At 69.7% G+C, this 12,664-nt stretch carries 10 protein-coding genes and 1 tRNA gene; 5 read left to right on the top strand and 6 right to left on the bottom strand.

From position 1 onward, the window contains the following. Window position 1 precedes the first annotated feature (1 nt). Window positions 2-74: transfer RNA gene (locus Q1K57_RS03255), tRNA-Leu, on the top strand. A gap of 124 nt (window positions 75-198) precedes the next feature. Continuing rightward, window positions 199-1,047: a Bax inhibitor-1/YccA family protein gene (locus tag Q1K57_RS03250; protein WP_300078942.1), complete on the top strand. Its 849-nt coding sequence runs from the start codon at window positions 199-201 to the stop codon at window positions 1,045-1,047. 62 nt (window positions 1,048-1,109) lie between these two features. Here Q1K57_RS03250 and Q1K57_RS03245 read toward each other — a convergent pair whose 3' ends face one another. Further along, on the bottom strand, window positions 1,110-1,838 hold the full coding sequence (locus Q1K57_RS03245) for an NUDIX domain-containing protein (RefSeq protein ID WP_366525327.1): 729 nt from the start codon (window positions 1,836-1,838) through the stop codon (window positions 1,110-1,112). A gap of 135 nt (window positions 1,839-1,973) precedes the next feature. On the opposite strand from Q1K57_RS03245, the gene Q1K57_RS03240 reads away from it, so the two are divergent. Beyond that, window positions 1,974-2,843: a neutral zinc metallopeptidase gene (locus tag Q1K57_RS03240; RefSeq protein WP_300078940.1), complete on the top strand. Its 870-nt coding sequence runs from the start codon at window positions 1,974-1,976 to the stop codon at window positions 2,841-2,843. 9 nt (window positions 2,844-2,852) lie between these two features. Here the strand turns inward: Q1K57_RS03240 and Q1K57_RS03235 are convergent, their stop codons facing one another. Both Q1K57_RS03235 and Q1K57_RS03230 read right to left on the bottom strand, forming a co-directional pair. Beyond that, window positions 2,853-3,821 carry a hypothetical protein gene (locus Q1K57_RS03235; protein ID WP_300078939.1) on the bottom strand — a complete coding sequence of 323 codons (969 nt, stop codon included), beginning with the start codon at window positions 3,819-3,821 and terminating at the stop codon, window positions 2,853-2,855. A 10-nt stretch (window positions 3,822-3,831) separates the two neighbouring features. Then, window positions 3,832-5,847 (bottom strand): S9 family peptidase, encoded by a 2,016-nt coding sequence (locus Q1K57_RS03230; protein WP_300078938.1) that lies wholly within the window; start codon window positions 5,845-5,847, stop codon window positions 3,832-3,834. Between the two features lie 98 nt (window positions 5,848-5,945). On the opposite strand from Q1K57_RS03230, the gene Q1K57_RS03225 reads away from it, so the two are divergent. Beyond that, on the top strand, window positions 5,946-6,128 hold the full coding sequence (locus Q1K57_RS03225; protein WP_300078936.1) for a YegP family protein: 183 nt from the start codon (window positions 5,946-5,948) through the stop codon (window positions 6,126-6,128). Window positions 6,129-6,153: 25 nt separating this feature from the next. On the opposite strand, the gene Q1K57_RS03220 is transcribed toward Q1K57_RS03225, so the two are convergent. The 3 genes from Q1K57_RS03220 to Q1K57_RS03210 are packed head-to-tail and all read right to left on the bottom strand — an operon-like array spanning window position 6,154 to window position 9,461. Next, the gene (locus tag Q1K57_RS03220) at window positions 6,154-7,539 is read right to left on the bottom strand and encodes a glycoside-pentoside-hexuronide (GPH):cation symporter (RefSeq protein ID WP_300078935.1); all 1,386 of its coding nucleotides are present in this window, start codon (window positions 7,537-7,539) and stop codon (window positions 6,154-6,156) included. Between the two features lie 21 nt (window positions 7,540-7,560). Next, window positions 7,561-8,355, bottom strand: a complete 795-nt coding sequence (locus tag Q1K57_RS03215; RefSeq protein WP_300078974.1) for a YwiC-like family protein — start codon at window positions 8,353-8,355, stop codon at window positions 7,561-7,563. Window positions 8,356-8,411: 56 nt separating this feature from the next. Then, window positions 8,412-9,461: a methyltransferase gene (locus Q1K57_RS03210; RefSeq protein WP_300078934.1), complete on the bottom strand. Its 1,050-nt coding sequence runs from the start codon at window positions 9,459-9,461 to the stop codon at window positions 8,412-8,414. Window positions 9,462-9,728: 267 nt separating this feature from the next. On the opposite strand from Q1K57_RS03210, the gene ppdK reads away from it, so the two are divergent. Further along, the gene (gene ppdK / locus Q1K57_RS03205; RefSeq protein WP_300078933.1) at window positions 9,729-12,377 is read left to right on the top strand and encodes a pyruvate, phosphate dikinase; all 2,649 of its coding nucleotides are present in this window, start codon (window positions 9,729-9,731) and stop codon (window positions 12,375-12,377) included. Window positions 12,378-12,664: the final 287 nt, after the last annotated feature.

Here is a 12,664-nt window from a genome sequence, read left to right as displayed (position 1 = left end):
GGCCCCCGTAGCCCAACGGCAGAGGCAGGCGGCTTAAACCCGCCCGAGTGCGGGTTCGAATCCCGCCGGGGGCACCCGCCAGCTCTGTCCACCGAAGGCAGGGGCCGACCGGGGGGCGACCGGGGGTCGGGAATGACGGCCGTCTGCCAGGCGTTGCGTACAATGACGACACGACCTGACCGATGAAAGGCCAGAAAAATGCGCAGTTCCAACCCCGTCTTCGCTCGGAGCGAGCAGTTCGCTCCGCAGCAGCCCACTTCCCAGGGGTACCCGCAGCAGGGCTACGGCTACCCCCAGCAGCCCTCCGGCGACCCGTACGGCCAGCAGCCGTACGGCGTGCCGCAGCCGCAGCAGCCCGCAGGCGGCGTCATGACGATCGACGACGTCATCACCAAGTCGGCCATCACGCTCGGCGTGGTGTTCCTGGTGGCGGCGCTGTCGTTCATGTTCCTGCCCGCCGTTCTGCCGAGCATGATGTCGCTGGGCGTCGTCACGATGGTGGCCGGCCTCATCACCTTCGGCGTCGTCCTCATGATGTCGTTCCGCCGCCAGATCGGCGCCCCGTTCGTGATGCTGTTCTCGGTCGTCGAGGGCGTGTTCGTGGGCGCCTTCAGCCTGCTGTTCGAGATCCTCTACCCAGGCATCGTCGTTCCCGCCGTGCTCGCGACCTTCGTGGCCGCCGCCGCGACGCTCGCCGCCTACAAGGGCCTTCGCATCAAGGTGACCAGCCAGTTCCGCAAGATCGTCACGATCTCGACGTTCGCCTTCGCCGGCCTCGTCCTGCTGAACCTCGGCCTGTCCTTCGCGGGCATCGACCTCGGCATCCGCAACATCGGCTCGGGGGCCGGGTTGCTCGCGGTCGCCATCTCGATCGTGGCCCTGGTCCTGGCCGTGGCGAACCTGATCATGGACTTCGACTACATCGAGCAGGGCATTCGAAACCGGCTGCCGGCGTCCGAGTCGTGGCGTGCCGCGTTCGGCCTGACCGTCACCATGGTGTGGCTCTACACCGAGATCCTCCGCGTCATGAGCTACTTCCGCAACTGACGCCGCCCCTCGGCTCGCGCAGGGCCCCCGCACGTCGGTGCGGGGGCCCTGTTCCGGGTCCGTTACGGGCGGCGCGGCTGGGTGAGCAGCCGGGTCCGCCAGCCGCGCAGGACGCCGCCCGCGTGTTTGCCCAGGAGGGCGCGCGAGCCGTTGATCCAGTCGACTTCCCGCAGCCGGTTGGCGGCCACCCACTGGCTGGAGGCCGTGGTGCCGCCCACGTCGTGCACGACGGGGTCGACAGGGTGCGTGCAGTGCGCGGCATAGATGAGCCGGACGGCGTGGAAGTCCTCGACGACGCCTGCCGGCGAGTGGCCGATCCAGTGATCGGACTGAATGTCGAGGAACTGCACGACGTCGATGGTCTGCCCGGTCTCCTCGAACACCTCGCGCTGCACGGTGGTGGCCGGGTTCTCGCCCGGATCGATGCCACCGCCCGGCAGCCCCCACATGCCGGGGACGGCGGTGCGCGGCGAGAACTCGGTCGCGAGGATGCCCCGATCGGACACGACGATGCCGTAGGCCGCCAGCCGTTGCCGGATCACGGGCGGCGCGGTCTGCTCGTCGGCGCGCAAGGTGGTGCGGGTCCGCTGCGGACCGCGGGGCGTGATGGGGCGGTGGTGGGCGGCGACCTGGAGGGTCACGGTGAGGTCGTGGACGGTGCCGGTGGCGCTCAGCGGCCGGACGACCCGGTAGCCTCCCTCCCACACCAGCTGGTGGGGGTCCTGGCCGTGGCCGAGCGTGGCGGTGAGCACGGGGCTGCCGCCCGGCACCTCAACCCCCACGATCTGCACCTGTCCCATCTTGGCGCGCGCAGTGGCCGCAACCAAACGAATCGACAGCGCGCCGTGAACCTCGATCCCTCGTGTTGGTGGGCACTACGGACTATGCTCCGCTCGACGGCACTGTCGCTTCAGAGGGGGAACGTCGTGGAGTTCAACAGAAGCGCTCGTCTCGACCCGTCGCAGATGCGGGGCGGCGGTGGTGGCGGTCGTGGCGGCCCCATCGCGGTGGGCGGCGGCGCCGGTCTCATCATCCTCATCCTCGCGCTCCTGTTCGGGTTCGACCCCGGGGCGCTGCTCGGCGGCGGCACGACGGCGCCCACCGACACGAGCACGAACCAGTACGCGCACTGCCAGACGGGTGCCGACCTCGAGAACGATCCCGAATGCCGTTGGGTGGCGTACACGAACTCCATCCAGTCCTACTGGTCGGGAGCGGTGAACGGCTACCAGGAGGCGTCCACCACGACCTTCACCGGCTCGGTTAACACGGCCTGCGGCCAGGCGACGTCTCAGGTCGGACCGTTCTACTGCCCGGCCGACCAGATCGTCTACCTCGACACCACCTTCTTCGAGGGGCTGCTCACCCAGCTCGGTGCGCAGCACACGTACGCGGCCGAGGCCTACGTGCTCGCCCACGAGTACGGACACCACATCTCGAACCTCACCGGCGTGATGTCGCAGGTGCAGGCCCAGGGTCAGACGACCGGCCCGACATCGCCCGGCGTCCGCCTCGAGCTCCAGGCCGACTGCTATGCCGGCGTCTGGTTCCGGCATGCCGACTCCGATCCGAACAGCCCCATCAGCAACATCACCCAAGAGGACCTCAACTCCGCGCAGGAGGCGGCGTCCGCGGTGGGCGACGACCGGATCCAGGCCAAGACGCAGGGCCAGGTGACCCCCGAGACCTGGTCGCACGGCAGCTCGCAGATGCGTCAGTACTGGCTCGCCCGCGGCTTCGAGTCCGGTGACCCGAACCAGTGCGACACCTTCTCCACCGACAACCTGGGCGCCTGAGCGCTGGGCTCAGCCGACGAGCCGACGGCCGCTCAGGTCGGTCGTGAACGACGTGGACCCCACCTGGAAGTAGAGCCGCGGGGTCCCCGTCCCCGCGCGGTCGTCGGCGACACAGCTCCACGGCTGGTCGTAGGTGAACTCGCCGGCGACCCAGGCATCCCGCACAACCTTCCACACGACGGCCGGCTCGATCTGCTGGGGATTGAACGTGGCCAGCGTGGCCGACTCGTTGCGCGTCGTGACGATCACCGGTGTGCGCGCTGCCCGCTGGCGCCGCGTCGTGGTGCCGACGCCTGCACCCGCGGCGTCCAGATAGACCCCGAGGTCGGTGCCGAAGCCGAGTTGCAGGGCGAGCGCCCGGTCGCCGACCACCTCGCGATAGCCCTGCGCCAGTCCCTCGGCCGAGCCGAACTCGAGGGTGGGCAGCAGCGTGCCGTCGGGGTTGAAGAAGACCGTCCGCGACTCGGGGTTCGTCGTCACTGTCATGGCCACATAGCCACCCGAGTAGTCGACGATCGACAGTTCCTGGCCGGCGTCCGAGCCCGAGACCGCCATGCCTGCCCGAAACAGCGCGCCCACGTCGTCGAGGGCGAAGTCGTCGGGGCTGAAGAAGGCCTGTGCCACGTAGTTCACATCGGAGCGGACGGGCGCGATCGTGCCCCCGCGGTAGCCCCACGCCTCGGCCGCCCCGTTCTTCACGACGGCCACCGTCGCCTCACGCTGCGTCACGGACACCAGGACCGCCCGGTCGGCACCGGCGGCCTCCATGAGGTCGTCGACGACGGCCCTGGCCACCCCCGGGGCGGTGAGGTCGAGCTCGGCAGCCGGGCTCGACACGGTGCCGGACGCCGTCGGCGTGGGTGTGGCCGTGGTGGGGACAGGGGTGGGCGTCGGGGCAGGACCGCAGGCGGCGAGCGGGACGAACGCCGCGACGACGGGCGCCATCATCAGCGCCGACACCCGCCGCGTCCCCGTCACGCGCAGAAGCCTACTCGGCGGGGTCGCTCGCTCCCACCGGCAGATGCCGCTGCCACCAGTCGAGGATCTTCTCGAAACGACGGACCCGGTGCCAGGGCGTGCCCGAGCGGGACAACTCGTGGTTCTCGCCCGGGAACACGAGCAGCTCGGTCTCGACGCCCGCCTGCTTGAGTTCGGCGTAGTAGCGCAGCGCCTGGGCGAGCGGGCAGCGCAGGTCGAGCTCGGAGTGCACGACGAAGGTCGGGGTCGTCACCTGGTGCGCGAGCAGAGTGGGGGATTGCCGATCCTGGTCGGCGCGGTCGGTGCCGTTGTACTCGGGCATGAAGAACCAGCCGATGTCGGAGCTGCCGAGGAAGGAGGCCGGGTCGAGGAAGCCCCGCTCGACGATCGCTCCCGCCCAGCGGTGGTCGTGGGCGATGATCCACGCGGTCAGGTAGCCCCCGTAGCTGCCGCCCATGACGCCGACGCGGGCTGCGTCCAGGCCGGGCACGGTGGCCGTCGCATGGTCCAGGAAGCCGAGGACATCGATCGTGTCGAGGTTGCCGAAGTCGTGGCGGATCGCGGCGCCGTGGTCGGGGCCGTAGCCGCCCGATCCGCGCGGGTTGCAGGCCACGACCGCATACCCGGCCTCGGTGTACACCTGGAACTCGTCGAAGAACGTCGCCGGGTAGCTCGCGTACGGGCCGCCGTGGATGGACAGCAACACCGGGTGGGGGCCGTCTCCCTCGGGCAGCAGCGCCCAACCGTGCACCTCGTGGCCGTCCGGCGAGGTCGAGACCAGCTCGATCGGCTGCGCGATACGGGTTTCGGCGCGCAGCCGTGCTGCGAAATCGGTGAGCAGCCGGACGCCGTCGCGGTCGACCACGGCCACCTCACCCGGCGAGTCGGTTCCGGTGACGACGGCGAGGACGGCTTCCGAGCCCGGGACCGCGACCGCCTCCAGGATGGTCGGCAGCCCCGCGTGGACGGTCGTGACCACGCCGTGGGCCGTCACCCGAAGGAGATCGGCGGAGCCACGGGTGGAGTGCAGGACGAGGACGGCGTCCGCGCCGCTCGGCTCCGGGGAGCTGACCAGCTCGAATGCGGTCGGATCGGTGAGCCGGCGGGGCGCCCCACCGGCCGCGGGTGCGACGAACAAGGCCTCGTTGGTGGCCACGAAGTCGGTGCCCGTGTCGCCCAGGTCGGCCCCCATGAAGAAGAGCCATTGCCCATCGGTGGAGAAAGCCGGTTGGTCGTACGACCAGCGCCCATCCGCCGCCACGGGTTCGGCCTCCCCGCCCTCGACGGGCACGCGATAGAGCTCGGTGCGGAGCGTCAGGTCGGCGTCACCGGCACGGGCAGCGGCGAAGACGATGGCGTCGCCGTCCGGGGTGAACACGGGCCCGTGGACGTCGTAGGTGCCGTCGGTGAGCTCGGTCGCCTGCGGGGCCGGCGAGAAGGGCTCGGCGGTGTCGGTGTGCTTGGCGGCACGGCCGACGGGCTTGACGGGAGGCTCGGCGTCCGGGTCGGGCACGGCGACGACGAAGAGGCGGGGTCGGCGGTCGTTGGTCCAGCCGAGGCCGTTGGCCTGGAACTTGTTGGTGGTGATGTGGCGCGGGTCCTCGGCACCGGCAGCGACGCCCTCGGTGGAGCCGTACCGGCCGTCCTCGGCGACGCGTGCGGTGAAGGCGATGCGCGCCGAGTCGGGCGACCAGCGGAACGCGCCGACGCCGAGCTTGGCGGCGGTGATCACGAACGGCTCGCCACCATCGGTACGTACGACGTGCACCTGAGGCTTGCCATCCGCGTCGCCGCGGGTGAAGGCGAGGAGACGGCCGTCCGGGCTGAGCTGGGGGCCCGAGTCGTGGACGCCGCGTGTCAGCCGGCGCGGGGCCGCGTCTCCGGCCAGGTCGAGCCGCCACAGCTGGCCGACGTAACAGTCGGCGTCCAGGCTGGGCCGGCTGACGGCCACAACGGCCCACGAGCCGTCCGGATGCACGGTGGGGGAGCTGGGGAGCTGGAGCAGTTCGATGTGTTCAGGACGCACGGAGCCGAGCCTATCCGCCGCGCCCCTCGTGCTCTCACCGCAGAGAGCGCTAACTTTTCCATGACCCCAACGACGGGGTCGCGGGGAAAGGGGGTCCCATGGCCGGCAAGTTCGAGGTGTACCAGGACAAGGCGGGGAAGTACCGCTTCCGCCTCAAGGCCAGCAACGGGCAGGTCATCGCCACAGGTGAGGCCTACGAGTCGAAGGCCGCCTGCCTCAAGGGCGTCGCCTCGGTGCAGAAGAACGCTCCGGACGCCGCCGTCGTCGAGATCGAAGCCTGACGAGACCGGCGGGGCTGGGCCGGCGTCACACGACGCCCAGCTCGCCCCGCTCGGTGAGGTCGGCGACGATGCGGGCGTGGAACGCCTCGTCGATGCGGTACCAGCGCAGGTAGACGAGGTAGGCGAGCACGATCAGGATCATGGGGAAGCCCATCATCATGAGGCGCATGCCGAGGAGCCCCCCCTCGGTGACGTCCGCGGGAGTGGCGGCGGCGTTGATGCCCGTGAGGATCAGCGTCGCGCCCACGATGGCCGTGGCCAACGCGCCCGCGACCTTGTTGATGAACGGCTGCAGGGCGAACGTGACCGCTGTGTTGCGGCGGCCGGTGCGCCACTGGCCGTACTCGATGCAGTCGGTGATCGCCATCATGATGAGCACCACGATGATCGCGTTGGCGATGAACACGAGCAACCCCGCGATGCCGATCGGGATCATGTTCATCGGCGCGAAGAAGAAGACCACGTAGCCCAGCACGCACATGGCGATGGCGGTGGTGAACAGCTGGCGGCGTGTGAGGGCCTTCCGCATGAGCGGGAACAGGGCGAAGCCGAGCAGCTGCGCCACCCCGAGGACGATCGCGAACGGCGTGTACATGCCCTCGTCGCGGTAGGCGTACTTGAAGAAGTAGACGCCGAACGTCGTCGTCGTGACGTACCCGGTTGTGAACAGGATCATGGACGCCGACGTGACGACGAGTTGGTCGTTGCGCAGCACGATCGCCGCCAGTTCGCGGAGCGACGTGCGCTCCTGTGTCCGCGCCAGGTGCGGCTCCTTGACGCCGAACAGCGTGATGGACTGGAACGCGATGGTGGCCAGCACGGCGACGAGCATGAACGTGGTCCACGCCGGCGGCGTCCCGCCGAGCGCAGCCGTCACCGGGATCACACTCGCGACGGCAGCGAACAGCCCGATCGTGGCGAACACCTTCGTGATGGACCCGATCTTCTCCCGCTCCACCGGGTCGAGGGTGAGCGCGGGCAGCATCGACCAGTAGGGGATGTCGTTCGTCGTCCAGGACAGACCCCAGCACAGGTAGACGACCGCGAAGAACGCGATGAACGCCGGCCCGCGCAGGCCGAAGTCGGTGAACAGCAGCACCGCGAAGACGGACGCCGCCACGATGCCGAACGCGATCCACGGCTTGTAGGCGCCCCAGCGCGAGCGCGTGTTGTCGACGATGCCGCCCATGACGATGTCGGTGAACGCGTCGAACAGGCGGGCGGCCAGCAGGATGCCGTTGATCCACCACATCGTCGCATCGTCGAGGTCGAGCACCTCGGTCAGGAACACGATGAGGAACATCGTCACCATCGTGTAGACGAAGTCGCGACCCAGGGTGCCCACGGCGAACGTCCACGTGTTGCGGCGGGCGAGGGCACGCTCGGCCGCGGTCGCCGAGGGAGAAGTCATGGGCAGCAACGTACCCCCCGCTCACGTCAGTGCGAAGGCACCCACCAGGGCGACACACAGGGCGATCTCGCCGAAACCCACCTGTTTCGGGGTAGGCAGGGACCGCAGGTGCGGCACGACCCACGCCCGCACGGTGGTCGCGGCGAAGAACAGCGCCCACCACGGGCGCGCCACGCCCGTCGACGCGCCTGCGGCGGCGACCAGGGTCGCGACCGCGTGCCAGCCCACGGAGGCCACGAGGTACGCGCGATTGCCGCGCTCGCGGATGAGGGTCTTCACGTAGAGGACCGTCCCGAAGAAGTAGGCGAACGCGCCCACCGCGGCGCCGGCGGCCGCGGCGTCCGGGTGGGCCAGAAGCTGCCCGGCGTCGGGGTGGCGCGCCACGAGGGTCATGAGGGACGCCGCGGCCACGGTCAGCGCGCCGCCCAGGACGGCGCGCTCGCGGCGACGTGAGGCCAGGACCAGTGCCGGGACGAGGAGGGGCAGGAATGCCGGCACCCACGCGAGCAGCCCGGACCCGACGAGCGCGAGGGCGAGGACACCGAAAGCGGCCGATGCCCCGGCGGCAGCGATGAGTGAAGGCAGCCAGGCGGGTCGGCGTCCGTGGGGAGCCTTCAACCAGCCGGAGGTGGCGTAGAAGGCGACGTATCCCGCCATCCAGCAGCCGAAGAGCGGCACGAGGGCCACCAGCGACTCGCCCGCCCGGGCGCGCAGGACCGAACCGAGGACGAAGGGGACGATGAGCATCGCCCAGGCCCCGTGCTGGTTCGGGACCCACCGGGGCAGCGAGCGGCGAGGTTGCCGGGCGCGATGCATCACGCCCCCATCGTGGCACGAGGCGTTGGAACGACCGGCGGCGTCCGGCCCCGCGCTCAGACCTCGCTCAGGGCTTCGGGCTGCTTGAGGGAGCGGGTGACGATGTAGTTGCGGTCGCGCGCCTCGATCGTGGTGACGCCGACGTGGCGGCGCAGTTCGGGCAGGTAGGGCAGGTGGCTGTTGTAGACGAGCCACAGTTCGCCACCCGGCCGCAGGACGGCGCCGGCGCGGCGGATCATCTCGATCGTCGGGGTGGAGTCTTTGGCCGCGCCCCGATGATATGGCGGGTTGCTGACGATGAGGTCGGCCGAGGCGTCCGGGGTCCTTCCGAAGCCGTCGGAGCGGCGCGTCCCGACCTGCACCTGGTTCGCGTTCGCCGTGAGCCGTGTGGACTGCAGCGCATGCTGGCTGACGTCGATCGCGGTGACCGTGTAGCCGCGCACCCCCAGCCAGCTGGCGATGATGCCGGAGCCGCTGCCGAGGTCGATGGCCACACCCGCGGTCGGGAGGGACGAGGGCTGCCGGCGCGGTTGCGACGTGATGCGGCTCAGGGTGCGCAGCAACAGGCGGGTGCCGTCGTCGAGGCGGTTCGTGGCGAACACGGTGCCGCGGGCGATGACGGTGAGGTCGAGTTCGGTGAGGTAGCGGCGCATCGGCCAGCGCGCGAGGGAGGGACGCGCGCCGGTGGCGTGCAGCACCCGGGAGCGCTGGCGTCCGCGACTGGCCGTGACGTGGGCGAACGAGCGCTCGAGGGCGGCGTTCTGGGCGATCGTCATGTGCTTCACGCGGGCGCCGGCGATCACGCGCGCCGACGGCGTCAGCCACGTGCTGAGGGACTCGGCGAGATCCTCGACGCCGGAGACGGCGCGCGGGAGCCGCCAGAGGACGGTGTCGGGAACCCAGTCGGCGGTGAGCGGGCCGTCGAAGACGTGGGCGCGGGGGAGCTTGGACTGCTCGCGGACGTCGTCGCTCCAGGCGCGGACGTCCGCGCCCTGGCGGATGGCCTCGCGGGTGATCGAGCCGTCGACGTCGTCCAGCACGAAGACCCGACCGGAGAGGGGGCCGGCCTCGTCGATCATCAACGATCCCACGGGATCCAACGTCATACGACGAATCGTAGTAACGCTTCGTGTACGAGCGTACGTGTTGCCTGTGGTTGCCACGGTCTTGAGGGCTGCAGGACTGTGGTTCTGTGTTTATTCATGTGGTTCCTGCAGGGCGTCCAGCTGGTGGACGGAGTCCGCCCCGCAGCGCGTTCGCGGCCCGTTCGACTACGGTTGACCCCGGGTCGCCCCCGCGGGTTGCTCCACTGCGGGGAGACGGCGAGCCACTGCACACCGACGTGTCGGAGCACCGAAGGAGAGAAGCAGTCCATGACCGAGACGAAGTACGTCTACGACCTCAGTGAAGGTGACATCTCACTGAAGCCCCTGCTGGGTGGCAAGGGTGCCAACCTGGCCGAGATGAACCGCATCGGGGTCCCGGTCCCGGATGCCTTCACCGTCACCACGCAGGCGTGCGTGGACGCGATGAACAACAACAGCGAATGGCCCGACGGCCTCGCCGATCAGGTGGCCGCCGGCCTCGCCCGCCTCGAGGAGCGCACCGGCAAGAAGCTCGGCTCGGCCGAGAACCCCCTGTTGGTCTCGGTGCGGTCGGGCGCCGTGTTCTCGATGCCCGGCATGATGGACACGATCCTCAACCTCGGCATCTCCGACGAGACGGTGGACGCCGTCGCCGCGCTCGCCGACAACGAGCGCTTCGCCTGGGACTGCTACCGCCGCTTCATCTCCATGTACGGCGAGGTCGTCGAGGGCATCGAGCCGCACGTCTTCGAGGATGCGCTCACGCAGATGAAGGAGCGCAAGGGCGCCGCCCAGGACACCGACCTCACGGCCGAGGACCTCAAGGAGCTGACGGCCGAGTTCAAGGAGCTCGCCAACGAGGCGCTCGGCGGCCACTGGACCACGGACCCGCGCGAGCAGCTGAACCGGGCCGTCAACGCCGTGTTCTCCAGCTGGCTCAACCCGCGCGCCGAGGTGTACCGCCGCGCCAACGGCATCTCGCGCGATCTCGGCACCGCCGTGAACGTGCAGCAGATGGTCTTCGGCAACCGCGGCGAAACCTCCGCCACCGGCGTCTGCTTCAGCCGCAACCCCTCCACGGGCGTCAAGGAGCTCTACGGCGAGTTCCTCACCAACGCCCAGGGCGAGGACGTGGTGGCGGGCATCCGCACGCCGCGCAACCTGGAGGAGATGGAGGGCGTGCTGCCCGAGGCGTTCCGCGAACTGCTGGACACCATGGAGAAGCTCGAGCTCCACAACAAGGACATGCAGGACATGGAGTTCACGATCGAGGATCGCAAGCTCTACATGCTCCAGACCCGCAACGGCAAGCGCACCGCCGCAGCCGCCGTGAAGACGGCCGTCGACATGGTGGAGGAGGGCCTCATCACCAAGGAGGAGGCCATCCTGCGCGTCGAGCCCGACCAGCTGGACGCCCTCCTGCACCCCGCCATCGACCCGAACAACACCGCCAAGGCGATCGTCAAGGGCCTGCCCGCGTCGCCGGGGGCGGCTGTCGGTGCGCTGAGCTTCGACGCCGACGACGCCGCGGAGCGCGGCAAGGCCGGCGAGAAGATCATCCTCGTCCGCTACGAGACGACGCCGGACGACATCCACGGCGTCATGGTGAGCCAGGGCGTCCTGACCGCCCACGGCGGCATGACGTCGCACGCCGCCGTGGTCGCCCGCGGCATGGGCATCACCTGTGTCGCCGGCGCACCCGGCATCAAGATCGACCCGCTCGGCAAGACGGTGACGATCGACGGCGTGGCCTACGGCACGTCCGACGTGCTGACCCTCAACGGGTCCACCGGGGAGGTCTTCGCGGGGGCGCTCGAGCTCGTGCCGCCGTCCATCAACGAGGACTTCCAGCAGGTGGGGGCGTGGGCCGACGAGATCCGTCGCCTCGGCGTCCGGGCCAACGCGGAGAACTTCGAGGACGCCTCCAAGGCCCGCGAGCTGGGGGCCGAGGGCATCGGCCTGGCGCGCACCGAGCACATGTTCATGGCGGCCGACCGCCTGCCCGCCGTCCGCAAGATGATCCTCGCCGAGAACGAGGAGCAGCGCGCGGCCGCCCTGGCGGAGATCCTGCCCATGCAGCAGAAGGACTTCGAGGCCATCTTCACGGCGATGAAGGGCTTGCCGGTCACGGTGCGCCTGCTCGACCCGCCGCTGCACGAGTTCCTGCCGAACCTGGTGGAGCAGAGCCTGCTCGTCCAGAAGCTCGAGCTGACCGGGGCCGATGAGGCCGAGGTGGCCGCCGAACGCGCCACGCTCGCCCAGGTCAAGCGCCTGCACGAGCAGAACCCGATGCTGGGCACGCGCGGCTGCCGCCTCGCGATGCTCTACCCGTCGATCCCCGACATGCAGGCCCGCGCGATCATCAAGGCCGCTCTGGCCGTGCTCGAGCGCGAGGGCGAGACGGTGGGCGTCGAGATCATGATCCCGCTGGTGGCGTTCGAGTCCGAGCTCAAGACGCAGCGCGAGATCGTTGTCGCCGCCGTCGAGGACGAGTTCGAGAAGGCCGGAAAGAAGCTCGACTACACGGTGGGCACCATGATCGAGATCCCGCGCGCCGCGCTCGTGGCAAACGAGATCGCGAACCAGGCCGACTTCTTCAGCTTCGGCACGAACGACCTCACCCAGACCGGCATCGGCATTTCGCGCGACGATGCGGAGGCCGGCTTCCTGGGGGCGTACGTCGACAACGAGGTGATCAAGGCGAACCCGTTCGCGTCGCTCGATGCGACCGGTGTCGGGCAGCTCGTCCAGATCGGCGTCGAGAAGGGGCGGTCCACGAAGCCGAACCTGAAGACGGGTGTCTGCGGTGAGCACGGTGGCGATCCGGCCTCCATCGAGTTCTTCAACTCGGTCGGGTTGAACTACGTGTCCTGCTCGCCGTTCCGCGTGCCGATCGCCCGCCTCGCGGCGGCCCAGGCGGCCCTGAAGCAGAAGTGAGGGGCGGCGTCCACCCTCACGGGTGGGCGCCCCCTACCTCACGTTTCTGACCTAGTACCGCGGCTGTGAACCTTTGCCCGTGTTGACGGCGTGCCGGATGTTGGTGACTGGCCCGGTGCCGGGACGCTTGGGGGGTCGGATTCCTGTTCTTCCCCTCAGGAGTAGTCATGGCGGAGCGTGTCCATGTCCGGGAGATCAGCAACGTTGAGGGCAACCGGTTGTTGCAGATCGTGCGTCGTAGTTCGGGGTCGGTGGTGACGTGGCGTCGGGCGCAGATGGTTCTGCTG

Origin of the sequence: Propioniciclava sp., assembly GCF_029977985.1 — a bacterium.
Classification (GTDB): domain Bacteria; phylum Actinomycetota; class Actinomycetes; order Propionibacteriales; family Propionibacteriaceae; genus Propioniciclava.
The sequence above is the reverse complement of the archived record's forward strand: the minus strand, read 5'-3'. Positions and strand labels throughout refer to the sequence as shown.

Coding starts and splice junctions, on each gene's coding strand:
- Q1K57_RS03250 (WP_300078942.1), top strand. CDS start 199: ATGCGCAGTTCCAACCCCGTCTTCGCTCGGAGCGAGCAGTTCGCTCCG.
- Q1K57_RS03225 (WP_300078936.1), top strand. CDS start 5,946: ATGGCCGGCAAGTTCGAGGTGTACCAGGACAAGGCGGGGAAGTACCGC.
- Q1K57_RS03220 (WP_300078935.1), bottom strand. CDS start 7,539: ATGACTTCTCCCTCGGCGACCGCGGCCGAGCGTGCCCTCGCCCGCCGC.
- Q1K57_RS03215 (WP_300078974.1), bottom strand. CDS start 8,355: ATGCATCGCGCCCGGCAACCTCGCCGCTCGCTGCCCCGGTGGGTCCCG.
- Q1K57_RS03210 (WP_300078934.1), bottom strand. CDS start 9,461: ATGACGTTGGATCCCGTGGGATCGTTGATGATCGACGAGGCCGGCCCC.
- ppdK (WP_300078933.1), top strand. CDS start 9,729: ATGACCGAGACGAAGTACGTCTACGACCTCAGTGAAGGTGACATCTCA.